This is a genomic window from Vibrio sp. PID23_8, assembly GCF_003584965.1.
Taxonomy (GTDB): domain Bacteria; phylum Pseudomonadota; class Gammaproteobacteria; order Enterobacterales; family Vibrionaceae; genus Vibrio.
In genome coordinates this window covers 1-25,236 of sequence record NZ_LIXE01000023.1, presented here as the reverse complement: position 1 = coordinate 25,236, position 25,236 = coordinate 1, and the positions used below count along the sequence as shown (strand labels likewise).

At 46.0% G+C, this 25,236-nt stretch carries 21 protein-coding genes and 1 pseudogene; 6 read left to right on the top strand and 16 right to left on the bottom strand.

All coding sequences use genetic code 11. The annotated features are described in order from the left end of the window. Positions 1-737 precede the first annotated feature (737 nt). Together AK966_RS20260 and zntR are read right to left on the bottom strand one after the other, a co-directional pair. Positions 738-860: a hypothetical protein gene (locus AK966_RS20260; RefSeq protein WP_259343786.1), complete on the bottom strand. Its 123-nt coding sequence runs from the start codon at positions 858-860 to the stop codon at positions 738-740. A gap of 360 nt (positions 861-1,220) precedes the next feature. Next, complete coding sequence (gene zntR / locus AK966_RS19450; RefSeq protein ID WP_099081098.1) at positions 1,221-1,619, bottom strand: Zn(2+)-responsive transcriptional regulator; 399 nt, start codon at positions 1,617-1,619, stop codon at positions 1,221-1,223. A gap of 266 nt (positions 1,620-1,885) precedes the next feature. On the opposite strand from zntR, the gene purH reads away from it, so the two are divergent. Continuing rightward, positions 1,886-3,478 (top strand): bifunctional phosphoribosylaminoimidazolecarboxamide formyltransferase/IMP cyclohydrolase, encoded by a 1,593-nt coding sequence (purH, locus tag AK966_RS19445; protein WP_119464748.1) that lies wholly within the window; start codon positions 1,886-1,888, stop codon positions 3,476-3,478. Positions 3,479-3,596: 118 nt separating this feature from the next. Then, complete coding sequence (purD, locus tag AK966_RS19440; RefSeq protein ID WP_099081096.1) at positions 3,597-4,886, top strand: phosphoribosylamine--glycine ligase; 1,290 nt, start codon at positions 3,597-3,599, stop codon at positions 4,884-4,886. Positions 4,887-4,971: 85 nt separating this feature from the next. Here purD and AK966_RS19435 read toward each other — a convergent pair whose 3' ends face one another. Both AK966_RS19435 and hupA read right to left on the bottom strand, forming a co-directional pair. Then, positions 4,972-5,670, bottom strand: coding sequence for a DUF1481 domain-containing protein (locus AK966_RS19435; RefSeq protein ID WP_182852761.1), 699 nt, complete (start codon positions 5,668-5,670; stop codon positions 4,972-4,974). Positions 5,671-5,709: 39 nt separating this feature from the next. After that, positions 5,710-5,982 (bottom strand): nucleoid-associated protein HU-alpha, encoded by a 273-nt coding sequence (gene hupA, locus AK966_RS19430; protein WP_005433627.1) that lies wholly within the window; start codon positions 5,980-5,982, stop codon positions 5,710-5,712. Between the two features lie 253 nt (positions 5,983-6,235). Between hupA and AK966_RS19425 the strand changes: the two genes are divergently transcribed. Continuing rightward, a complete protein-coding gene (locus AK966_RS19425; RefSeq protein ID WP_099081094.1) occupies positions 6,236-7,366 on the top strand; it encodes a CNNM domain-containing protein in 1,131 nt (376 codons plus the stop codon). A 63-nt stretch (positions 7,367-7,429) separates the two neighbouring features. Here the strand turns inward: AK966_RS19425 and AK966_RS19420 are convergent, their stop codons facing one another. Continuing rightward, complete coding sequence (locus AK966_RS19420) at positions 7,430-8,017, bottom strand: YjaG family protein (RefSeq protein WP_099081093.1); 588 nt, start codon at positions 8,015-8,017, stop codon at positions 7,430-7,432. Positions 8,018-8,083: 66 nt separating this feature from the next. On the opposite strand from AK966_RS19420, the gene AK966_RS19415 reads away from it, so the two are divergent. After that, entirely contained in the window at positions 8,084-9,007 is a 924-nt protein-coding gene (locus AK966_RS19415) for a D-2-hydroxyacid dehydrogenase (protein ID WP_119464746.1), read from the top strand. Between the two features lie 7 nt (positions 9,008-9,014). Continuing rightward, entirely contained in the window at positions 9,015-9,587 is a 573-nt protein-coding gene (locus AK966_RS19410; protein ID WP_119464745.1) for a uracil-DNA glycosylase family protein, read from the top strand. Between the two features lie 220 nt (positions 9,588-9,807). Here AK966_RS19410 and hemE read toward each other — a convergent pair whose 3' ends face one another. Next, positions 9,808-10,875: a uroporphyrinogen decarboxylase gene (hemE, locus tag AK966_RS19405; RefSeq protein ID WP_119464744.1), complete on the bottom strand. Its 1,068-nt coding sequence runs from the start codon at positions 10,873-10,875 to the stop codon at positions 9,808-9,810. Positions 10,876-11,136: 261 nt separating this feature from the next. Beyond that, positions 11,137-11,919 (bottom strand): NAD(+) diphosphatase, encoded by a 783-nt coding sequence (nudC, locus tag AK966_RS19400; protein WP_099081089.1) that lies wholly within the window; start codon positions 11,917-11,919, stop codon positions 11,137-11,139. Between the two features lie 179 nt (positions 11,920-12,098). On the opposite strand from nudC, the gene rsd reads away from it, so the two are divergent. Further along, positions 12,099-12,590: a sigma D regulator gene (gene rsd / locus AK966_RS19395; protein ID WP_099081088.1), complete on the top strand. Its 492-nt coding sequence runs from the start codon at positions 12,099-12,101 to the stop codon at positions 12,588-12,590. Positions 12,591-12,848: 258 nt separating this feature from the next. Here the strand turns inward: rsd and rpoC are convergent, their stop codons facing one another. From rpoC to AK966_RS19345, 9 genes and pseudogenes are all read right to left on the bottom strand, one after another. Beyond that, positions 12,849-17,051, bottom strand: coding sequence for a DNA-directed RNA polymerase subunit beta' (gene rpoC, locus AK966_RS19390; RefSeq protein ID WP_099081087.1), 4,203 nt, complete (start codon positions 17,049-17,051; stop codon positions 12,849-12,851). 105 nt (positions 17,052-17,156) lie between these two features. Beyond that, positions 17,157-21,185, bottom strand: coding sequence for a DNA-directed RNA polymerase subunit beta (gene rpoB / locus AK966_RS19385; RefSeq protein WP_099081086.1), 4,029 nt, complete (start codon positions 21,183-21,185; stop codon positions 17,157-17,159). Positions 21,186-21,435: 250 nt separating this feature from the next. After that, a complete protein-coding gene (gene rplL / locus AK966_RS19380) occupies positions 21,436-21,801 on the bottom strand; it encodes a 50S ribosomal protein L7/L12 (RefSeq protein ID WP_099081085.1) in 366 nt (121 codons plus the stop codon). Positions 21,802-21,858: 57 nt separating this feature from the next. Continuing rightward, complete coding sequence (gene rplJ / locus AK966_RS19375; protein WP_099081084.1) at positions 21,859-22,353, bottom strand: 50S ribosomal protein L10; 495 nt, start codon at positions 22,351-22,353, stop codon at positions 21,859-21,861. Positions 22,354-22,646: 293 nt separating this feature from the next. Next, positions 22,647-23,348 (bottom strand): 50S ribosomal protein L1, encoded by a 702-nt coding sequence (gene rplA / locus AK966_RS19370; RefSeq protein WP_099081083.1) that lies wholly within the window; start codon positions 23,346-23,348, stop codon positions 22,647-22,649. 4 nt (positions 23,349-23,352) lie between these two features. Beyond that, positions 23,353-23,781, bottom strand: coding sequence for a 50S ribosomal protein L11 (rplK, locus tag AK966_RS19365; protein ID WP_099081082.1), 429 nt, complete (start codon positions 23,779-23,781; stop codon positions 23,353-23,355). A gap of 144 nt (positions 23,782-23,925) precedes the next feature. After that, positions 23,926-24,474 carry a transcription termination/antitermination protein NusG gene (gene nusG / locus AK966_RS19360; protein WP_099081081.1) on the bottom strand — a complete coding sequence of 183 codons (549 nt, stop codon included), beginning with the start codon at positions 24,472-24,474 and terminating at the stop codon, positions 23,926-23,928. Between the two features lie 13 nt (positions 24,475-24,487). Beyond that, a complete protein-coding gene (secE, locus tag AK966_RS19355) occupies positions 24,488-24,868 on the bottom strand; it encodes a preprotein translocase subunit SecE (RefSeq protein ID WP_005440549.1) in 381 nt (126 codons plus the stop codon). Positions 24,869-25,136: 268 nt separating this feature from the next. Further along, a pseudogene (locus tag AK966_RS19345) lies at positions 25,137-25,236 on the bottom strand (elongation factor Tu); the annotation flags it as partial.

The following is a 25,236-nucleotide window of genomic DNA, read 5'->3' as shown; positions in this document are numbered from 1 at the left end:
ATTGGTCACTCAGTTCATTGAAACCTAATTTGAAACCGAAGTTTCTAATTGGATTATCATCAACGAGTGCCCACACAGATTGATAGGTCTATATTGTTAAAGAGCTTACCTAACCAACTTGCCGCCTTAGCGCCTCGTCGTCAGGGGTGCGTATAATACGCTTTCCGACTTGAGAGTCAAGCGTTTTTTTTCAAACTTCTTTTCTCTCTTTTCAACTCGTCGTGTGACTTTCGTCTCACTCCGTGTCGGTGGATGCGCAGTATAGGGAACTGAGAAATGAGTACAAGCATTTTTTGCAAAAAGAAACTCAACCGAACAAATAACAAACACTATGTATACTTGTTCAGCACCACCCCCCCTTTTTTCGTATCCACACCCTTTATTCTTACAAAAAAGCTATCACTTACCTAAATAAATACGACTTGTTTCTTTGCAATTTCTGTTGCTGTTCTCGCTTTCTGCGCCGTTTTCTCGCCTCCTACTCTTACAAGCAATAAAAAAGAGCAGAACGATAACGAACTGCTCTTTGGTCTTTGCTTTTACTTGGGGTATTTCAGGTGAAATCTTGGAAATATGTTTCTTCTATGTATAAAAGAAAAGATCAGAGCTTCCTTGCTCTACTTTTTTCGACAGATTAACTAGGGATACCTATAAATGTCGTAATGATTAAATGGCGCCTGAACTCATATGATCGGAGCATGCTTGCATTCTCAATGGCGTCATCTTCGATAAAGAACTTAGTTCTTCAATACTTTTACAGTGTAGCTACCATCTTTTTGTTGGTATAAACAGTGGGTATCGGTTTCGAAGACTGGGTAATGCGCACCGATCTCAAAAAGCATCTCTAGGAAGTCCAGCACAGGACGAGACTCTTGAGTCTATCTATATAAACATTCACTATAGGATTCACTTGCCCAGTCTAAATCACCATTAAGCTCAGCATGCTTACCACGAGTCACGTAGTTCCTGGTTCAAATGGCTATTGGTCAGCGCATATTGGCGACTGAACAATACTTAAAACCCAGTCATTGATTTGCAAATAGACTCCAACCATGTATGAAAACTCTCGTATCTAACAGACAGCTTCGCTTTAGGAATAAGTGAGACTACGCATTCTTTCAGTCGACTAAAAATAGGGTTATAGGTGGGAAAACGGCCTGGACCTAGAAAAGCAAGCCGCCAAAAGTGCAAACTTAGGTTAAGAGCTTAGAAAATCGAGGCTACTCTAACGCAGCCAGAATAGAACAATGACTTGCATCATCGTTCGTATGACCACAACATGCGTCATTAATTTTCTTTAATGCAGAGCGAATTTTGGTCAGTTCATGAATCTTCTCATCAATCAGCTTTAACTTAGCAGAAGTGATGGCTTTAACCTCTGCACAGCTGTGTTCTGTCGCTTCTAATTTAATTCCCAGCAGCTCTTTGATTTCCTCTAAACTCAACCCTAACTCCTTGGCTTTGAGAATAAAGCGAACCTGCTTTTGATTCTCTTCATTATATAAGCGATAGCCCGACTCACTATGCCCTGCGGGTTTAATGAGTGCATTTTTCTCATAGAAACGTAATGTATCTGCAGTCACACCACAGCGTTTCGCCAGTTCACCTATCTGAAACATAACTTTCCTTATTAACTATCTCGTTACTTTTAACGCCAAAGAACGAGGTTTTTACAATTACTTTTGAGGTGCCAAACGATTGCGCGAGCTTTTTTGTAATAAATTGGTTAGAATACACACCATCAAATAGTGGCGATAGCTTTCCCACTCAAAAGCTATCTGCAAAGGTCTTTACCAAAACTGGCCAATATTTTACCCCAAGAGGTAAAAACAAGTTCATTTTTGGCAAACATCTTTAACTCCGTGAATTTGAGGAAAATGGAAGCATGAACAACGCTCACCCTATTCGCCGTGCGCTTATCAGCGTATCAGACAAAACAGGTATTGTTGAGTTTGCACAAGCTCTTGCTGAGCGCGGTGTCGATATCCTATCTACTGGCGGTACAGCTCGTCTACTTGCAGAGCAAGGCATCACAGTGACTGAAGTCTCTGACTACACTGGTTTCCCAGAAATGATGGACGGCCGCGTTAAGACGCTTCACCCAAAAGTTCACGGTGGTGTACTGGGTCGCCGTGGTCAAGATGATGACGTGATGGAAAAACACGGCATCAACCCAATCGATATGGTGGTCGTCAACCTATACCCGTTCGCAGAAACCGTTGCTAAAGAAGGCTGCACGCTGGCTGATGCGGTTGAAAACATTGATATCGGTGGTCCAACGATGGTTCGCTCTGCAGCGAAAAACCACAAAGATGTCACTATCGTGGTTAACGCTTGTGATTACAACCGCGTCATTACAGAGATGGATGCGAACAACAAATCTCTTACGCTAGAAACACGTTTCGACCTAGCTATCGCAGCTTTTGAGCACACAGCAGCTTACGATGGCATGATCGCAAACTACTTCGGTACTATGGTTCCTGGCTACGGCGAGAACAAAGAAGGTGACAAAGAGAGCAAATTCCCTCGCACATTCAACCAACAGTTCGAGAAAAAGCAAGACATGCGCTACGGTGAGAACAGCCACCAAGCGGCAGCTTTCTATGTAGAAGCAAACCCACAAGAAGCGTCTGTTTCAACCGCTCGCCAAATCCAAGGTAAAGCGCTTTCTTACAACAACATCGCTGATACTGATGCTGCACTTGAGTGTGTGAAAGAGTTCAACGAGCCAGCCTGTGTGATCGTTAAACACGCGAACCCATGTGGTGTTGCTCTGGGTAAAGACATCCTAGAAGCTTACAACCGCGCTTACCAAACAGACCCAACATCCGCATTCGGTGGCATCATTGCATTCAACCAAGAGCTAGATGCAAAAACAGCAACCGCTATCGTTGAGCGCCAATTCGTTGAAGTGATCATCGCCCCTTTTGTGTCTGTGGAAGCGATTGAAGTGGTTGCAGCTAAGAAAAACGTACGTCTACTTGAGTGTGGCAAATGGTCAACTAAGACAACAGGCTTAGACGTGAAGCGTGTTAATGGCGGTCTACTGGTTCAAGACCGTGATCAAGGCATGGTGAGCCTAGATGACCTGAAAGTCGTTTCTAGGCGCCAACCAACCGAAGAAGAGCTGAAAGATGCCCTATTCTGCTGGAAGGTCGCGAAATTCGTTAAATCAAATGCGATTGTTTACGCGAAAGGTGATATGACTATTGGTGTAGGCGCAGGCCAAATGAGCCGCGTTTACTCAGCGAAAATTGCAGGTATCAAAGCCGCAGATGAAGGTTTAGAAGTTGCAGGTAGCGTTATGGCCTCTGATGCGTTCTTCCCATTCCGTGATGGTATCGACGCGGCTGCAGAAGCGGGTATTAAGTGTGTGATTCAGCCTGGTGGATCTATGCGTGATGACGAAGTTATCGCAGCAGCAGACGAACATGGCATGGCGATGATCTTTACAGGTATGCGTCACTTCCGCCACTAATTAGTTTTTGATCCTCCCCCTTGCTAAGGGGGAGTTAGAGGGGGTCTGTTGTGCGCATGCGACTTACCCCACCCAACCTCCCCTTAATAAGGGGAGGAGCGAAATCAAAGGAAATATTATGAATATTCTAGTCATTGGTTCAGGCGGTCGTGAACACGCACTAGGTTGGAAAGCGGCGCAAAACCCAAATGTTGAGACTATCTTCATTGCTCCGGGCAACGCAGGGACAGCGCTAGAGCCTAAACTAGAGAACGTAAACATCGCCGTGGAAGACATTGCAGGCTTGGTTGCTTTCGCCAAAGAGAAAGCCATTGAACTGACTATCGTGGGTCCTGAAGCGCCGCTGGTTATCGGAGTGGTGGATGCTTTCCGTGAAGCCGGTCTACCGATCTTTGGCCCGACACAAGCAGCAGCGCAGCTTGAAGGCTCTAAAGCGTTTACTAAAGACTTCCTTGCTCGCCACCAAATCCCGACGGGTGCATACGCGAACTTCACTGAAATCGAACCTGCCCTTGCTTACGTACGTGAACAAGGTGCGCCGATTGTGGTAAAAGCTGACGGCCTTGCTGCTGGTAAAGGCGTGATAGTGGCGATGACACTTGAAGAAGCTGAAGACGCAATCAAAGACATGCTAGCGGGCAACGCCTTTGGTGATGCAGGCAGCCGCGTGGTTATCGAAGAGTTCCTCGATGGCGAAGAAGCAAGCTTCATCGTGATGGTGGATGGTGAGAACGTTCTGCCAATGGCCACCAGCCAAGACCACAAACGCGTCGGCGACAAAGATACTGGTCCTAACACGGGCGGCATGGGCGCTTACTCTCCAGCACCTGTGGTAACACCAGAAATCCATAATCGCATCATGGAAGAAGTCATTTACCCGACCGTACGTGGCATGGCTTCAGAAGGTAACCCATACACAGGTTTCCTATACGCAGGGCTGATGATCGACAAAGACGGCACGCCGAAAGTGATCGAGTACAACTGTCGCTTCGGAGATCCTGAAACACAGCCGATCATGATGCGTATGGAATCGGATCTGGTTGAGCTATGCCTTGCCGCTATCGACGAAAAGTTGGATCAAGTGAAATCGAAATGGGATCCACGTGCCTCTATTGGCATCGTGCTAGCCGCTGGCGGCTACCCTGCAGCGTACAACAAGGGCGACGTGATTTCTGGCCTACCACAACTTGAGATGGAAGGCGAGAAGGTCTTTCACGCGGGTACAGACAGCAAAGCTGGCGACATTGTGACAAACGGCGGTCGTGTACTTTGTGCTACGGCACTGGGCCACAGCGTATCAGAAGCGCAACAACGTGCTTACGAGCTGGCAAAACAGATCAGTTGGAATGGCATGTTCCATCGTAACGATATTGGCTACCGTGCTATCGCACGTGAGCAAGAAAAATAAAAACAACTTCAGTTGGCTTAAAAGACAAAGGGCGCGTTAAGCGCCTTTTTTTATTTGTTTGAATCGACTCTCACTAAGAATGAGCTTACTCAGAGATAAGTTTTGGTCGTTGTACACAATCAAAGTCATCATCATTGAGCATCAGCAATTCATCAACGGTTGCAGTATTACGCGACTCTTTACCGAGAAACGCAATGTAACTATCAACTGAAGCCAATCTATCAATCACAAACTTAGGCAACGTCTGGTTAAACTCCAACGTTGTAAACTCACGCCCTTTACAGGTTTCGAAGGTTTCACCATCCCAATAACCTTGAATCAGGCTCTGACCGTCACGAGATTGGTCATTGATTGAAGCAACCACATCGTTCGCTTCTGTCTTGTAACGATCTAGCTGATCACGCTGCAAAGGTAGCACTTTCCCGTTCACACGGTATTGCTGGTAAATCGCATCACCATCTTTATTAAATCGAATGTGGATTTGAAAAGGCACCAATTCTTGTTTAGCACCGAGTTGCTCACCTTTTCGAATCAACTCTCTTAACTCACCATCATCCCAACGATAATCACTCTGATACGAGCCGTAATCACCCATAGTCACGTGGTCTGCTGCCGTACTAACGCGCGTAAGACGTTCAGTCATCCAGTACATACTGGTGACATCACCCATGATTTTCCCACCAGAGAAATGGGTAAACTGATCAAGATTTGGGGTTTCAACGGAAGCACAGCCAACAAGAGTGAGGCTTGATAGGAGAAATGAAGTGAGTAAATGTTTTTTCATGAAATTGCACCGAGGCAGAATACCTCGGTGCATTTTAACTTAGTTTACTGATTCTTTCAGCGCTTTACCGGCTACGAATGCAGGTACATTAGCTGCTGCGATTTGAATCTCGTCACCAGTCTTAGGATTACGACCAGTACGTGCAGCGCGGTGGTTTACTTTGAATGTACCAAAACCAATTAGTTGAACTTGGTCACCCTCTTTAAGAGCGCCAGTAACACCCTCAAGAGTTGCTTCAAGAGCAGCTTTAGCTTGTGCTTTAGATAGGTCTGCTTTCTCTGCAATAAAGTCGATTAATTGGGTCTTGTTCATTAGGTTTCCCTTCTCATATGTTATCGAATTCGTCTCACTCTAAAGCATAAATGCCCCATCTGGCAAAGGTTTGTAAGCGATCTTTCGATTTTCTGGCGCACTTTTAGCCATAATATGAGTAATAACTCACAATTTGTTACTACTTGCTTAAGGAAAGCACTTGCTTTCTAATGCAATAAAACCGATTTATATGGCAATTTTGCGGTTATAATTGCCGTAAATACCGACTATCACACTACATTCAAGGGCACCTATGCTGCTGTTATCCATTTATATCTCTATTGCTATCGGCGTTTCATTTATCTGTTCGGTGCTGGAAGCGGTACTACTGAGTATCAGTCCGAGCTACATTGCACAGCTCAGACAACAGGGACACCCTGCTTCAGCTCAACTAGAGAAGCTCAAGGCAGATATTGACCGCCCACTGGCTTCAATCCTAACTCTAAACACTATCGCACACACGATTGGTGCAGCCACAGCAGGTGCACAAGCAGCAGTGGTATTTGGTAGTGAAGCGCTAGGTATCTTCTCTGCGGTACTAACGCTAGCCATCCTAGTTCTATCTGAAATCGTACCTAAAACGATTGGTGCGACTTACTGGCGCCAACTTGCACCAGCAGCAGCAGTCGCACTACGTTGGATGGTTTGGGCACTAACGCCATTCGTATGGTTCTCTGAGCAAATCACTAAGCGCCTTGCTCGCAACCACGAAGCACCAAAGATGCGTGATGAACTGTCTGCGATGGCGCTTCTAGCAAAAGAAAGTGGTGAGTTTGCAGAAGGTGAATCCAAAATCCTGAGCAACTTACTTGGCATTCAAGATGTGCCAGTAACGCAGGTCATGACACCACGTCCGGTGGTATTCCGCGTCGATGCAACGATGTCGATCAACGCGTTTCTAGATCAGCACAAAGAGACACCTTTCTCCCGTCCACTGGTTTACAGTGAGCAAACTGATAACATCGTTGGTTTTGTCCACCGTTTAGAGCTGTTCAAGCTGCAACAATCTGGCAGTGGTGAAAAACAACTTGGTGCGGTAATGCGCCCAATTCAAGTCGTACTGAACAACACGACCTTACCAAGAGTCTTTGATCAGATGATGAGCCACCGTCTGCAGTTGGCGTTAGTGGTTGACGAATATGGCACTATCCAGGGCCTAGTGACGCTAGAGGATATCTTTGAGCACCTGTTGGGTGAAGAGATCATCGATGAAGCGGATAAGAGCACAGACATGCAAGAGCTGGCTTACCAACGCTGGGAAAACTGGAAAGAGCAGCACGGCGTGATCGAAAGCCGCGATGACGATGAAGACGAAGAGCTGGAGAAGCAGGCCAAAGAGCAAGAAGCTCAAGAAGCGAAAAAATCGGACTCAAAAGACGTGTAAGCGCGCTTGATACACCAAAAGCAAAAAGGCATCCCGTTGGATGCCTTTTTCATCAAACCAAAATTAAAGTGCGATTCCGATGTTACTCACGGCTTCATCTCGCAGTTCTTCGCGTAAATCCTTTATCAAACTGATATCGCGCTCTTCCGCTTCGCGTAATGGACGGAAGATAGCCCACTGAACGTCCCACTCTTCACACACCGCTTGGTTTTCTTTTTGATTGTCGTTGGTGATTGGCTCACGGCCTTGTGCTTGCTCTAGGTCAGCAACGGTTTGTACCGACTGTTGGCTCACTTTAAGCATTGAATCGAAAAGGTAGTCGCGATCCAACAGACCATGCAGCAGTGTAGACAGTGCCTGACACGCATCCATCGCAGGGTATACGCCGTAGAAGTCATATTCATCCGCACTTGGGAACAACTCTTCCAGTTTCTCTAATTGACGTTCGAAGTTCACTTTCGCGTTCTTAACCGTCAGAATTTCCCATACACTATCAAGAATCGCTCGGTAAGCACGTGGTTCAGCAAATTCTGTATTCTCACAAAACATCGCATAGTTTGGATACATGCGTTCACACAGACACGCCATGAAGGTAATTTGTTGCCAAGGTTCTAGTTTTTCCAAACGAACCTGAAGAGGATTCTTAAGCATAGTCACTCAATCATTGAAGAAAAAGACAGCGAAAGTGTACTTGATTCATCACAGGGAAAAAAGTTAATGCAGCATCCAAATCAGATTTTCCTGCTCTCAGAGCATCGCGACACCTACGAAACGTTATTGGCAGAGAAAAAGCTGCCCGAACTTGGCATTACGGAGACTCCTCAGGATGCTCAGATCGTGCTAGCTGATCCTCCTCTGCTATCACAAAGGTTAGACGAGTTTTCTCAGCTTGAGTGGGTTCAATCGACATTTGCAGGGGTGAATGCCTTAATATCGCCGGATTTGCGCCAAGATTATACCCTGACGAATGTACGTGGCATTTTTGGGCCTTTGATTGCCGAGTACGTCATTGGGTATTGCATCTCACACTACCGCCACTTTATGCGCTACCACCAGCAACAGCAGAACAGGCACTGGCAACCGCATCTGTATACTTCTCTGCAAAGTAAAACCATGGTGATTCTCGGTACGGGTAGTATCGGTAGCCATTTGGGGAAAGCGGCGCAATTATTGGGAATGAAGACCATTGGCGTAAACCGCACTGGGATCCCTACCTCTGGGTACGAGTTCAACCAGACATTTCATGTCAATGAGCTCGCCAGTGCGCTTCATCAAGCAGATATCGTGGTCAACACCTTGCCCAGCACACCAGACACTCGACGCTTACTCAATAATGAAGTGCTAAGTCACCTCAACCACGCATTGCTATTCAATGTCGGACGAGGCGATGTAATTGATGATGTAGGTCTGTTGCTCGCATTAAAAAACGGCTGGGTTGAGCATGCATTCTTGGATGTGTTTGAACAGGAACCGCTTTCACCCCAACACCCATTCTGGAGGCTCCCTCAAGTGACCATCACGCCACATATCGCAGCTTTAAGTTTCCCAGAGCAGGTGGTCGAGATTTTTGCTAACAACTATTTGAACTGGCGAGATGGCCTCTCTCTCAATAATCAGGTGAATTTCGATAAAGGGTATTAACCGTCTTATGTCTTTAGAAACACTGTTACAGCAAGTTCGCACGTGCCAGATCTGCGCCGATGATTTACCTCTTGGTGCTAACCCTGTTGTGCAAGCAGGGAAAGGCGCACGCATCCTCATCATTGGTCAAGCGCCGGGGACGCAGGTGCATAAGACCTCGATTCCTTGGAATGACCCAAGCGGTGATCGGTTACGCCGATGGCTCGATGTCGACACAGGCGTTTTCTACGATCCAAACAAAATTGCCATCGTCCCAATGGGCTTCTGTTATCCGGGTAAAGGTCACTCCGGAGATTTGCCCCCTCGCAAAGAATGCGCGCCCACCTGGCATAAAAAGATTCTCGAACAATTGCCCAATATAGAGCTGACTTTGTTGATTGGTCAGTATTCGCAACAGTACTACCTCACAGGCAAGCCAGAGACTCTCACGCAAACCGTTCTGCAATGGCAAGATTGGGAACCAGATTTTATCCCGCTCCCCCACCCTTCTCCGCGCAATACATTGTGGCTAAAAAAGAACCCTTGGTTTGAATCAGACGTTGTGCCATACCTTAAAAAACGAGTGCACTCGATGCTTTAGGTTACCCATGATCTAATTGCTTGTTTATCTGTACAAGAAGATTGGCACGTAAACACAACAATAGTAACTGACTGTTTATAAACAATTTTAACGTCCACCACACCGCTTGAATAGTAATTAGATCATAGTAGACCAAATACTTCTTGAGCTGTACAGGCTTGTATTTCAGGTAAAAAAATACCGGCACTGAATGCCGGTATTTGATTTCAAAAAGTCGAGATTATTTATGGTATGACTTAGATAGCTCGTGTACCGCTTCAACAAACACGCCTGCGTTTTCTGGCGGAACGTCCAAATGGATACCGTGACCTAGGTTGAACACGTGACCAGTACCAGTATCACCAAAGCCTTCTAGGATACCCGCAACTTCTTCACGGATACGCTCTGGTGAAGCGTAAAGCATGGATGGGTCCATGTTGCCCTGCAGTGCCACTTTATCGCCGATACGCGCTTTCGCGTCTGCAATGTTGATTGTCCAGTCTAGGCCAACTGCATCACAGCCTGTTGCTGCGATTTGCTCAAGCCACATGCCACCGTTCTTAGTGAAGAGTGTTATTGGTACGCGACGACCGTCGTTTTCACGAATCAGACCATCAACAATCTTGTGCATGTATTGCAGTGAGAACAGGTTGTAATCACGAGGCGTCAGTACGCCACCCCATGTATCAAATACCATCACCGATTGTGCACCCGCTTTGATTTGTGCATTTAGGTATTCGATAACGCTGTCTGCTAGCTTATCTAGAAGTAGGTGCAGAGTTTGCGGTTCTGCGTACATCATCTTCTTGATCTTAGTGAAGGCTTTAGAGCTGCCACCTTCAACCATGTAAGTCGCCAGTGTCCAAGGACTGCCAGAGAAACCAATCAGTGGAACGTCACCGTTCAAGTCTTTGCGGATTTGACGCACGGCGTTCATTACGTATTGCAGTTCACCCTCAGGATCTGGAATACCGATCTTTTCAACGTCCGCTTTGCAGGTGATTGGCTTATCAAATACAGGGCCTTCACCCGTTTCAAAGCGTAAGCCTAGACCCATTGCATCTGGAATAGTCAGGATGTCAGAGAACAAGATCGCGGCATCAAGAGGAAAACGGCGTAGTGGTTGAAGCGTTACTTCCGATGCCAGCTCCGCGTTCTTACACAAAGACATAAAATCACCCGCTTGTGCGCGAGTTGCTTTGTATTCTGGTAGGTAACGACCCGCCTGACGCATCATCCATACAGGCGTGTAATCTACTGGCTCTTTTAGAAGGGCACGCAGATAACGATCATTTTTTAATTCAGTCATTCCGTAATTCCAATTGTTAGGCTTTCTTTGAAAGGAGGTATTCTACCACTGATTTAAGGCCAATAGCTGTGTGCTTTGCAACCTGGATCAAGTTATTAACTTTTAAATCAATGCTTAATTTGCACCCAATCAGTATCAGTGTTAAAAATTTGTTCGCTAGCGAAAACTACAATTATAAACTGAGTACCCTGTACCCAGTATCTCATAACGACATCTTACTTACCCCCTCCCTCTCGGAGGGTTTTTTTTATCTACTTTCAGTCAATTAGACTCTATATCTTGCAGCGTTTGTTCGATAAGTGCTCGTGCGATCGTTCCTTGTGGTGCGACAGGTGGCAACTCACCTACGCTAAACCACTGCGCATCAGACAATTCAGTGTAATCAGGGTTCAACTCACCAGAGTCGTAATCGGCTAAGAATGCCATCATCATACTGGATGGGAATGCCCATGGTTGGCTGCCAAAGTAACGAATATTCTTAACATGAATTCCCGTTTCTTCACACACTTCACGGGCAACACACGCCTCTAGCGTCTCACCCACCTCTAAAAAACCAGCAATCACGGTATACATCCCATTGGGGTGTCTTGGGTGCTGGGCCAACAAGATCTGGTTATCTTTGCGTACAGCGACAATAATACAAGGGAAAATACGCGGATAGTGCAAAGTACGGCACTCGCCACACTGCATCGCCAATTGATTGTTATTGAGGAAATTACGACCGCCACATTGAGGGCAAAAACGCAAACTCTGGGTCAAGTGACCATATTGAACGGCTTTACTGATCAACAAAAACAGAGATTCAGGAAAGTGCAAACAATCTCGCAGCGAAGTTAAAGGTAGGTCGTGATCAAGATCGGATACATTCACCCACATTACCGGAGCGTTTTGATATTCACCTATTTGCCTTGCACTGCATTCTGGCAGTGATAACTGCTCTGCGGAACCAAAAGGAATAGCACTTTCCACTAGCCAAACATCACTTCCCGCGACAACACACCAATAGGCGTTTTTCATATGACTTACTTTACCTTTTCTTAACATTACCACGTCCCTTTGCTTGAAGTTCATTCATTTTACTGGCAATCTAATTTCATACCAGAGTTTGTCGTTCGCCAAATTTGCGACTATAAATTCTCGTAAGGACAAGAGTTTGTAATCACTTTACTCACTTTGCTTTGCAAAGGATACATGCACCCACAGGGTGATAAGATCATGAGGGCATGGTCATGCTAAAAAAATTCAAACAAACACAGGACCAATGGGGTGGCTCAAGCGAGGTCATCGATCATTGGTTGGAAACCAGACAGTCTTTGATTGTCGAATATTGCAAGCTTGCTGCACTGCAACCGTGTTCAAAAACCAACGTCATTGAACTCCCCTCCCCAGACGAACTACAACACTTCTGTCAACATCTCGTCGACTATATCTCAGAAGGCCACTTCAAAATCTATGACATGGTGATGGGCAAATGGAAAGCGACGGGGTTTGTCGCGACCGATGAGATTAACCAAACTTACGGTAAGATTGTTCTCACTACCGAACCACTGCTAAATTTTACTGATAAATATTCAGATGTTTCCGTTGAGGATGAGTTAGTCGATTTCGATTCAGACATGTCTTTGATTGGGGAAATTATTGAAACGCGCTTTGAAGTAGAAGATCACTTAATCCAATTAATTGCGGACAGCTTGTCAATGCCACCGGGGGCATAGCGAGAAGCGAGAAGCGAGAAGCGAGAAATTCTTGAGGGTTGGCTTGTGTTCGTCAGCCCTTTTTGTTTTTCGGGGTTCAGCTCTATTTTATCTGTTTAGAAACAAGTCCTATCAACATTTCTTCCAACTGACTTATCACTATTACCTCTCGTTTCCTCAAGCGAAGCATTCTCGTTTTCAAAGCTTAATATTCTAGCATTCGCTTCACAAAAACAAAAAAGGCACCCGAGGGTGCCTTTTCTTTTAAGCTCTTAACGATTACTCGTCAGAAGAGAAACCAGCGTTTAGAAGTGCTGCTAGGTTATCTGTTGCTTGTTCAGCAGATGGACCTTCTTGCGCTTCCGCACGTCGGTTTTGACGCTCTTGGTGGTATGCGAAACCAGTACCAGCTGGGATCAAACGACCAACAATTACGTTCTCTTTCAGACCACGTAGGTCATCACGCTTACCAGAAACCGCAGCTTCTGTTAGTACGCGAGTTGTCTCCTGGAACGATGCCGCAGAGATGAACGACTCAGTCGCCAGAGATGCTTTAGTGATACCTAGTAGCTCACGTTCGAAACGTGCTGGCTCTTTGCCTTCTGCTTCTAGTTCACGGTTAGCAATCTTAACTTGTGAGTATTCAACTTGCTCACCAGGTAGGAACTCAGAGTCACCAGCGTGAGTAATTGTACACTTACGTAGCATCTGACGAACGATAGTCTCAATGTGCTTATCGTTAATCTTAACGCCTTGCAGACGGTAAACTTCCTGTACTTCGTTCGCAATGTACTGAGTTACCGCATGTACGCCACGTAGACGTAGAATGTCATGTGGAGTCTCTGGACCGTCGGCAATAACATCGCCACGTTCAACACGCTCACCTTCGAACACGTTTAATTGACGATGCTTAGGTACCATCTCTTCGTAAGTGTCGCCACTGTCACGAGTGATAACGAGACGACGCTTACCTTTGGTCTCTTTACCGAAGCTTACTGTACCTGTGTGCTCAGCAAGAATCGCAGGCTCTTTAGGCTTACGTGCTTCGAACAAGTCAGCTACGCGTGGAAGACCACCGGTGATATCTTTGTTACCACCAGATTTTTGTGGAATACGTGCTAGCGTATCACCCACACCAACTTCTGCGCCATCAACGATGTTCACGATCGCTTTACCAGGTAGGAAGTAATGTGCTGGCATATCAGTACCAGGGATCATCACGTCGTTACCTTGCTCATCAACAAGTTTGATAGCTGGACGCATATCTTTACCTGCTGCTGGGCGAGCTGCCGGGTCAGTTACTTCGCTTGAAGATAGACCAGTTAGGTCATCTGTTTGACGAGAAACTGTTACGCCATCGATCATGTCTACAAACTGGATGCGACCTGCCACTTCAGTGATGATTGGCATGGTGTGCGCTTCCCAGTTCGCAACAACTTCACCAGCGGTTACTGCATCGTTATCCGCTTTGCTTAGCGTCGAACCGTAAGGAAGTTTGTGCTTCTCTTTAGTACGACCGAATTCATCAATGATAGTTAGCTCAGATGCACGAGACGTGATTACTAGCTTCTTATCTTTGTTGATTACGAACTTAGCGTTGTGCAGCTTAACGGTACCCGTTGTCTTCGCTTGGATGCTGTTCTCTGCTGCTGCAGTAGATGCCGCACCACCGATGTGGAACGTACGCATCGTTAGCTGTGTACCTGGTTCACCGATAGACTGAGCAGCGATAACGCCCACTGCTTCACCTTGGTTCACTAGGTGGCCACGTGCTAGGTCACGACCGTAACACTGTGCACAACAACCGAAGTCAGAGTCACAAGTAACAACAGAGCGTACGCGCATGCTGTCTACTGAGTTCTCTTCCATGATCTGACACCACTTCTCATCAATTAGAGTATTACGTGGGATCAGAACTTCTTCAGTACCTGGCTTAAGAACGTCTTCTGCAACAACACGACCTAGAGCAAGTTCAGTTAGTGCAACTTTAACATCACCACCCTCGATATGAGGCATCATGTCAACACCTTCTACGGTGCCACAGTCATGTTCGGTTACTACAACATCTTGAGCTACGTCTACTAGACGACGAGTTAGGTAACCCGAGTTCGCTGTTTTCAGTGCCGTATCCGCAAGACCCTTACGAGCACCGTGCGTTGAGATAAAGTACTGAAGTACGTTTAGACCTTCTTTAAAGTTCGCTGTGATCGGCGTTTCGATGATCGAACCATCTGGACGCGCCATCAGACCACGCATACCCGCTAGCTGACGAATCTGTGCTGCAGAACCACGAGCGCCCGAGTCAGCCATCATGTAGATGCTGTTGAATGACTCTTGTTGCTCTTCTTCGCCATCGCGGTTGATAACCGTTTCAGACGATAGGTTGGTCATCATCGCTTTCGCAACGCGATCGTTGGTCGATGCCCAAATATCGATCACTTTGTTGTATCGTTCGCCCGCAGTAACAAGACCAGATTGGTACTGTTCCTGGATTTCACGTACTTCTTCTTCCGCTTCCGCGATTTCAGTGTACTTAGCTGCTGGTACTACCATATCGTCGATACCAACTGATACGCCAGACAGTGCCGCGTATGCGAAACCGGTGTACATGATTTGGTCAGCGAAGATTACTGTGTCTTTCAGACCTAGCTTACGGTATGCCTCGTTAAGTAGGTTAGAGATTTGTTTCTTACCTAGTTTTTGGTTAACGATGCTGAACGGTAGGCCAGATGGCACGATTTGCCATAGCATTGCACGACCGATAGTGGTGTCCACCATCTTAGTCTCTGTTGTGCTGTTGCCATCTTCGTCTACAACGGTTTCTGTAATACGTACTTTAACGCGTGCGTGAAGCTCAGCGGTCTTAGTGCGGTATGCTTTCTCAGCCTCTGCTGGGCCAGAAAGGTACATGCCTTCACCTTTCACGTTGATCTTGTCACGAGTCATGTAGTACAGACCCAATACAACGTCCTGAGAAGGTACGATGATCGGATCACCTGACGCTGGCGACAGAATGTTGTTTGTCGACATCATCAGAGTACGAGCTTCAAGCTGTGCCTCTAGAGTTAGAGGTACGTGAACCGCCATTTGGTCACCATCGAAGTCCGCGTTGTATGCCGCACACACTAGTGGGTGTAGCTGAATCGCTTTACCTTCGATTAGTACTGGTTCGAACGCCTGGATACCTAGACGGTGAAGTGTCGGTGCACGGTTCAATAGTACTGGGTGTTCACGGATTACTTCGTCTAGGATATCCCAAACAACCGCTTCTTCACGCTCTACCATCTTTTTAGCAGCTTTGATTGTAGTCGCAAGACCACGAGTCTCTAGCTTGCTGTAGATGAATGGTTTGAACAGCTCAAGTGCCATCTTCTTAGGAAGACCACACTGGTGTAGACGAAGGTATGGACCTACTGTGATTACAGAACGGCCAGAGTAGTCTACACGTTTACCTAGAAGGTTCTGACGGAAACGACCTTGTTTACCCTTGATCATATCAGCAAGAGATTTCAGAGGACGCTTGTTAGAACCTGTGATCGCACGACCGCGACGACCGTTATCTAGTAGCGCATCGACAGACTCTTGCAGCATACGTTTTTCGTTACGTACGATGATGTCCGGAGCCGCTAGCTCTAGAAGACGCTTCAAACGGTTGTTACGGTTGATCACGCGACGGTATAGGTCGTTTAGATCAGAAGTCGCAAAGCGACCGCCATCTAGTGGTACTAGAGGACGTAGATCTGGCGGAAGTACTGGAAGTACAGTTAGGATCATCCACTCTGGGTTGTTACCCGAAGTAATGAACGCTTCTACCAGTTTAAGACGCTTAGTTACTTTCTTACGCTTAGTTTCAGAGTTAGTCGTTTCTAGCTCTTCGCGCATTTGTTCCGCTTCAGCGTGCATATCCATAGAACCTAGTAGGTCCTTGATAGCTTCTGCACCCATCTTAGCAGTGAACTCGTCACCCCACTCTTCTAGGCGATCCAGATACTCTTCTTCAGTAAGCATCTGAGATTTTTCTAGATCCGTCATACCCGGTTCAGTTACTACGTACATTTCGAAGTAAAGAACACGCTCGATATCACGTAGAGGGATATCCATTAGTAGACCGATACGAGACGGTAGCGATTTTAGGAACCAGATGTGAGCTACTGGTGAAGCAAGTTCGATGTGGCCCATACGGTCACGACGTACTTTAGTTTGTGTAACTTCTACACCACACTTCTCACAGATAACACCACGGTGCTTCAAGCGCTTGTATTTACCACAAAGACATTCGTAGTCTTTTACTGGACCAAAGATACGCGCACAGAACAGACCATCGCGTTCAGGTTTGAACGTACGATAGTTGATCGTTTCAGGTTTTTTAACTTCACCGAAAGACCATGAACGGATCATGTCTGGTGAAGATAGACCGATTTTGATTGCATCAAACTCTTCGGTCTTATGCTGTGCTTTTAGAAAGTTTAATAAGTCTTTCACAATCAGCTCCTGTAAGGAGTTAAAAGGAGCTCACTCGCTAAAGTGAGCACCTTCTACCAAATAATCGCTTTTGATTCTCTCGACTTTCATCAAGAGAGAAAGAGATTACTCTTCGTCTTCTAGCTCGATGTTGATACCTAGCGAGCGAATCTCTTTCAACAATACGTTGAACGATTCTGGCATACCAGGTTCCATGCTGTGGTTACCGTCTACGATGTTTTTGTACATCTTAGTACGGCCGTTAACGTCATCAGACTTAACCGTTAGCATTTCTTGTAGAGTGTAAGCTGCACCATATGCTTCTAGTGCCCATACTTCCATCTCACCGAAACGCTGACCACCGAACTGAGCTTTACCACCAAGTGGTTGCTGAGTTACTAGGCTGTACGAACCAGTTGAACGAGCGTGCATCTTGTCATCAACAAGGTGGTTTAGTTTCAGCATGTACATGTAACCTACTGTTACAGGACGCTCAAACTCATCACCAGTACGACCATCAAACAGTTTTAGCTGACCAGATGTTGGTAGGTCTGCTAACTCTAGAAGTGCCTTAATTGACGCTTCTGGAGCACCGTCGAACACAGGCGTTGCGATCGGTAGACCGCCACGTAGGTTCTTGATCAGAGTACGTACTTCGTCATCAGATAGAGAAGCAATGTCTACTTTCTGGCGAGTATCACCTAGATCGTAAACTTTTTGTAGGAACTCGCGGAATTTCGCTAGTTCTTGCTGCTCTTTAACCATCTGAGTGATCTTGTCACCGATACCTTTCGCTGCCAGACCTAAGTGTACTTCTAGGATCTGACCGATGTTCATACGCGATGGTACACCCAGTGGGTTAAGTACGATGTCTACAGGCTGACCTTTTTCATCGTATGGCATGTCTTCAACAGGGTTGATCTTAGAGATTACACCCTTGTTACCGTGACGACCCGCCATCTTATCACCAGGTTGGATACGACGTTTAACCGCTAGGTAAACCTTAACGATCTTCAGTACGCCAGGTGCTAGATCATCACCTTGAGTGATCTTACGACGCTTAGTTTCGAATTTCTTATCGAAATCGGCTTTCAGCTCGTCGTACTGCTCTGCTAATTGCTCTAGCTGAGTTTGTAGCGCATCATCTTCTAGCGTTAGTTCTAGCCACTTCTTACGATCAGTCGTGTCTAGTTTCGCTTCAGAGTAACCACCCTCGATCAATACAGCACGAACACGGTTTAGAAGGCCACCCTCAAGAATCTGGAATTCTTCAGTTAGGTCTTTCTTCGCTTCTTTAAGCTGCATTTGCTCGATTTCAAGCGCACGCTTGTCTTTCTCTACGCCATCGCGAGTAAAGACTTGAACGTCGATAATCGTACCTGATACAGAGTTAGGTACACGTAGTGAAGTATCTTTAACGTCAGATGCTTTTTCACCAAAGATTGCACGTAGTAGCTTCTCTTCAGGAGTCAGCTGAGTTTCACCTTTAGGCGTTACTTTACCAACTAGGATGTCGCCACCCTTAACTTCTGCACCGATGTAAACGATACCTGACTCGTCTAGTTTAGACAGAGCAGATTCACCTACGTTTGGAATATCCGCTGTGATCTCTTCAGAGCCCAGCTTAGTATCACGCGCCACACAAGTCAGTTCTTGAATGTGGATAGTCGTGAAACGGTCTTCTTGAACTACGCGCTCAGATACTAAGATCGAGTCTTCGAAGTTGTAACCATTCCAAGGCATGAACGCGATACGCATGTTTTGACCAAGCGCTAGCTCACCTAGGTCTGTTGAAGGACCATCAGCAAGAACATCACCGCGTGATACAGGTTCACCTGGCATCACACATGGGCGCTGGTTAATACATGTGTTCTGGTTAGAACGTGTGTATTTAGTCAGGTTGTAGATGTCGATACCAGCTTCACCTGGTACTAGCTCTTCTTCGTTCACTTTAACAACGATACGAGAAGCATCTACTGACTGGATTACACCACCACGTTTAGCAACTGCAGTTACACCTGAGTCAACGGCTACGTTACGTTCAATACCAGTACCAACAAGCGGCTTATCCGCACGTAGTGTTGGAACGGCCTGACGTTGCATGTTCGCACCCATCAATGCACGGTTCGCATCATCGTGTTCTAGGAACGGGATAAGCGATGCAGCGATAGATACAACCTGGTTTGTCGCAACGTCCATGTACTGAGCGTGCTCACGAGGGTGTAGGCCAGATTCACCTTTCTGACGAGCTGTGATTAGCTCATCTGCAAAAGTACCTTCTTCAGTTAGCGCGGCGTTAGCCTGTGCGATAACGAATTGGCCTTCCTCGATTGCAGATAGGTAATCTACTTCGTCTGTTACTACGCCATCTACTACGCGGCGGTATGGTGTCTCTAGGAAACCGTACTCGTTACAACGCGCAAACGCAGATAGAGAGTTAATCAGACCGATGTTTGGACCTTCCGGCGTTTCGATTGGACATAGACGGCCGTAGTGAGTTACGTGTACGTCTCGAACTTCGAAGCCAGCGCGTTCACGAGTTAGACCGCCAGGACCCAATGCAGAAATACGACGTTTGTGCGTTACTTCTGATAACGGGTTGTTTTGGTCCATGAACTGTGAAAGCTGTGAAGAGCCAAAGAATTCTTTAACCGCAGCAGAGATTGGTTTCGCGTTGATCAGGTCTTGAGGCATGATTGCATCAAGATCGCCTAAGCTTAGACGCTCTTTAACCGCACGTTCAACACGTACTAGACCTACACGGAACTGGTTCTCAGCCATTTCGCCTACAGAGCGGATACGACGGTTGCCTAGGTGGTCGATATCGTCCACTTCGCCTTTACCGTTACGGATCGCGATCAGCTTCTTCATCACTTCAACGATATCTTGCTCGTCAAGTGTGCCTTGCTCTAGTGCATCTTCACGCTCGATTGAGCTGTTGAACTTCATACGACCAACAGTTGATAGATCGTAACGCTCTTCTGAGAAGAATAGGCTTTCGAATAGTGCTTCTGCAGCTTCTTTCGTTGGTGGCTCACCAGGGCGCATCATGCGGTAGATTTCTACCAATGCAGAAATACGATCAACTGTACTGTCGATACGTAGTGTTTCTGACATGAATGGACCGTGGTCTAGATCGTTCGTAAATAGAACTTCTAGTGCTTTGTGGCCAGCCTGAGATAGGTTCGCTAGTGCTTCCAGGCTGATTTCCTGGTTAGCATTAACAATGATCTCGCCAGTTGCTTCGTTGATGTAATCTTTAGATGCAACTTTACCAACGATGTACTCAACTGGTACTTCGATGTGATCAACGCCATCTTTTTCTAGTTGGCGGATATGACGAGCTGTTACACGGCGACCTTGCTCAACGTAAGTGGTTCCGTTCGCTTCGATGTCGAATGACGCAGTTTCACCACGTAGACGATCTGGAACCAACTCCATTAGAAGAGTTTGGTCTTTCACTTCGAAGTTCACTTTCTCGAAGAAGATATCTAAAATTTCTTCAGTCGATTTACCTAGTGCACGAAGGATGATCGATGCAGGTAGTTTACGGCGACGGTCGATACGAACGTATAGGTTATCCTTAGGATCGAACTCGAAATCAAGCCACGAACCACGGTAAGGAATTACACGTGCGTTGTATAGAACTTTACCTGAAGAGTGGGTCTTACCCTTATCGCTGTCGAAGAACACGCCTGGGCTTCGGTGCAGCTGGGATACGATAACCCTCTCGGTACCATTAATTACGAAGGTACCATTATCTGTCATAAGCGGAATTTCGCCCATGTAGACTTCTTGTTCTTTAATGTCTTTTACAGTACCTGCTGGCGCGTCTTTATCAAAGATCACTAGACGCAGTTTTACGCGTAGTGGCTTTGAGTAAGTTACACCGCGGATTTGACATTCTTTAACGTCAAAAACTGGCTCACCAAGACGGTAGCTAACGTATTGCAGCTCAGAATTGCCGTTGTAGCTCTGAATTGGGAATACAGAACGGAAAGCAGCTTCAAGACCGTATTGACCTTCAGGATCCTGTTCGATAAATTTGTCGAACGAATCGAGCTGGATCGATAGCAGGTATGGAATGTCCAAAACTTGTGGACGAGTACCAAAGTCCTTACGGATGCGCTTTTTCTCGGTATAAGAGTAAACCATGGGGTTCCTCAGCTCGCTGATAAGTGACCCAAACTGTCCGCCCGCTCCTAGTTACTTAAGGGGGGTAAGGGACAGTGACTAAATAGCTGTTTACTGTAGTGACGCTTCATCTCGTCTGAATGAAACGCTTTTTGCATGGATATCAGGCGCTTAAACAGCGGGAAAATTCGCCCATACCCTACAGCGCAAAAAGGCCGGTGGTTAAATAACCACCAGCCAATAGCCGTTAGGCTAAGAAATTAAGTAATAATTACTTAACTTCAACAACCGCACCAGCTTCTTCTAGCTGAGCTTTAAGAGCGTCAGCTTCAGCTTTGTCAACACCTTCTTTAAGAGGTGCTGGAGCGCCGTCTACTAGAGCTTTAGCTTCTTTAAGGCCTAGACCTGTTGCGCCACGTACTGCTTTGATTACAGCAACTTTGTTAGCGCCAGCAGAAGTTAGGATTACGTCAAATTCAGTTTGCTCTTCAACAGCTGCTGCTGCTGCGCCGCCTGCTACAACTGCAGCTGCAGCAGTAACACCGAATTTCTCTTCCATAGCTTCGATTAGTTCAACAACTTGCATTACAGACATTTCTGCAACTGCGTCTAGGATTTGCTCGTTAGTAATAGACATAACAATTCTCTTTTAAGTCAACAATAAGTTTATTTTGCAACCAGTAAAAAGCAAGGCTTAAGCCGCTGCTTCTTCTTTTTGATCGCGGATAGCAGCGATAGTACGTACCAGCTTGCCAGCTGAAGCTTCTTTCATGCACATCATTAGGCGTGCAATTGCTTCATCGTAAGTTGGTAGTGTTGCTAGTACTTCAGCGTCAGTTAATGCGCCTTCAAATGCAGCAGCTTTGATCTCGAAAGCTTTGTTCTCTTTAGCGAAGTCTTTGAAAAGACGCGCCGCAGCACCTGGGTGCTCGTTAGAGAATGCGATCAGAGTAGGACCTGTGAAAGTGTCTGTTAGACACTCGTAGTCTGTACCTTGTACCGCACGACGTGCAAGTGTGTTACGAACAACTCTCATGTAAACGCCAGCTTCACGAGCTTGTTTACGTAGAGAAGTCATTGCGCCAACTTGAACGCCACGAGAATCAGCTACAACTGCAGAAAGTGCACCACTGGCAGCTTCGTTGACTTCAGCAACAATTGCTTTTTTGTCTTGAAGGTTTAAAGCCATCTTGGATTTACTCCTGGTTGTCGTTACACCACTCACTATTATCACAACAGTGAGAGCTATTGAGGTGCATTCCCAGAAGAAAGTTAACTATTTACATAGAGCTTTCTGTCAGTTCGGGCACCATCTACGTAGGATAATTAAGCCTATTATTAAAACAGACACCTACGGTCTTGGACGGAGACTGGGTCTTAATTTACTTCAAACTAGTTAATAGTTTGAAGAACCAAAGTTCAGCCCCAACCACAAATATTAGGCGCAAAATTATACACAAATTTCGCGCCTAAGCAAATAAATTATGCTTGAGTGTTCAGGCTAGCCTGATCAACAGCAACACCAGCACCCATAGTAGTAGAGATGCTTACTTTCTTCAGGAAAGTACCTTTCGCTGAAGATGGCTTAGCTTTCTTCAGAGCAACTAGAAGTGCTTCTAGGTTCTCTTTGATCTGCTCTGCAGAGAAGTTTGCTTTACCGATAGTAGTGTGGATGATGCCGTTTTTGTCGTTACGGTAACGAACCTGACCAGCTTTAGCGTTCTTAACTGCTTCAGCAACGTTAGGAGTTACAGTACCAACTTTAGGGTTTGGCATTAGACCGCGAGGACCTAGGATTGTACCTAGTTGACCTACAACGCGCATTGCATCTGGAGAAGCAACAACTACGTCGAAGTTCATTTCGCCTTTCTTAACTAGCTCAGCTAGATCTTCCATACCAACGATGTCTGCGCCAGCTTCTTTAGCTGCTTCAGCGTTTGCACCTTGAGTGAACACTGCTACGCGGATGTCGCGGCCAGTACCGTGAGGTAGTACAGTTGCACCACGTACGTTCTGGTCAGATTTACGAGCATCGATGCCTAGGTTAACAGCAACGTCGATAGACTCAACAAATTTAGCAGTTGCTAGTTCTTGAAGAAGAGCTACAGCTTCGTTGATTTCGTATTCTTTAGTTACGTCAACTTTTTCGCGGATTACGCGCATGCGCTTAGTTAGTTTAGCCATCTTATTAACCCTCTACCACTAGGCCCATTGAACGAGCAGTACCAGCGATTGAACGCTTCATTGCTTCGATGTCAGCACCAGTCATATCAGCAGCTTTAGTTTCTGCGATTTCTTGGATTTGAGCGTCAGTTACTGTACCCACTTTTTCAGTGTTTGGACGACCTGAACCAGACTTAAGACCAGCAGCCTTCAGAAGAAGAGTCGCAGCCGGTGGAGTCTTAGTTACGAATGTGAAAGAACGGTCGCTGTATACAGTGATAACAACTGGAGTCGGTAGACCTTTCTCTAGAGATTCTGTTTTTGCGTTAAACGCTTTACAGAATTCCATGATGTTAACACCGTGTTGACCTAGTGCAGGACCAACTGGTGGACTTGGGTTCGCCATACCAGCTGCAACTTGTAGCTTGATGTAAGCTTCAACTTTCTTAGCCATGATTTTTCCTAAAGTTTGGGTTCAAACGCTAATCAACTGATCAGCTCCCCGATTACATAAAAACTTTTTACTTCACGAGAAGTAAAAAGGCGCGAAATTATAGTCATAATTCGCGCCTTAGACAACCCTTAAAAAGGTGTTTTTTTAATCAAGTTTTTCAACCTGACCAAAATCAAGCTCAACTGGTGTTGCACGACCAAAAATCGACACAGACACTTTCAGGCGGCTTTTCTCGTAATCCACTTCTTCAACAGTACCATTGAAGTCAGCAAATGGACCTTCGTTAACACGTACCACTTCACCCGCTTCGTACATAGTACGTGGGCGAGGAGCTTCACTTGCTTTCTCAAGACGATTAAGAATCGCATCAGCTTCTTTATCTGTGATAGGTGCTGGACGGTCTGAGGTACCACCAATGAAGCCCATGACACGCGGCACACTGCGTACTAGGTGCCATGATTCATCGTTCATAATCATCTGAACAAGGACGTAACCAGGGAAGAACTTACGCTCAGATTTACGACGCTGACCAGCGCGCATTTCCACTACTTCTTCAGTAGGAACCAGTACTTCACCGAATAGCTCTTCCATGCTGTGCATTTTGATATGCTCGCGCAGAGATTGAGCTACACGGCCTTCAAATCCAGAGAAGGCTTGAACCACATACCAGCGTTTTTTTGGAGCTTCACTCATGAATTAAAACCCTCTATACCCCAGTTGCTAGAGCTACTAGACGAACCATAATGCCGTCAATACCCCAAAGCACTAGAGCCATTACAATACTTACAGCTAAAACGATCAGTGTTGTTTGCATGGTTTCTTGGCGAGTAGGCCAAACTACCTTACGAACTTCCATACGAGATTCTTTTGCAAAACTGATCGCTGCTTTACCTTTAGTCGTTGTTGCTGCAACGCCTAAGGCAGCTGCAATAAGAACAACAACGCCTGCAGCGCGAACCACTACAGACATTTCACCATACAGGTAATTACCCACAACAGCGGCCGCTGCTAATACAAAAGCGGCAATCCACTTAAACGTATCTGCTGCGTTCGAGCTATCAGGAGTTTCAGCATTATTTGCTTTCATAAACCAACCTGTCACAAGTCTTACTATAGACGACAACAACCCCGCTGTTGCAGGGCAAACTCCATATCGCTGAAAAAAATTCAGCGTTACTCCTTAAGATTAAACTACTCAGCCTAATCTTGGTCTGCTCTCAACCAAATTCTGAACAAGAAAACAGCTAAAAAAAAGTTGAGTGCAGAAAAAGGGCATCAAATGATGCCCTTTTTGCTACTGGTTCGTCAAATCTAATTCAAGATTTTCCGAAGACATCCAACAATTCCCTAAAGAATTATTCGAAGATCTTAGCAACAACACCAGCACCTACAGTACGGCCACCTTCACGGATAGCGAAACGTAGACCTTCGTCCATTGCGATAGGAGCGATTAGT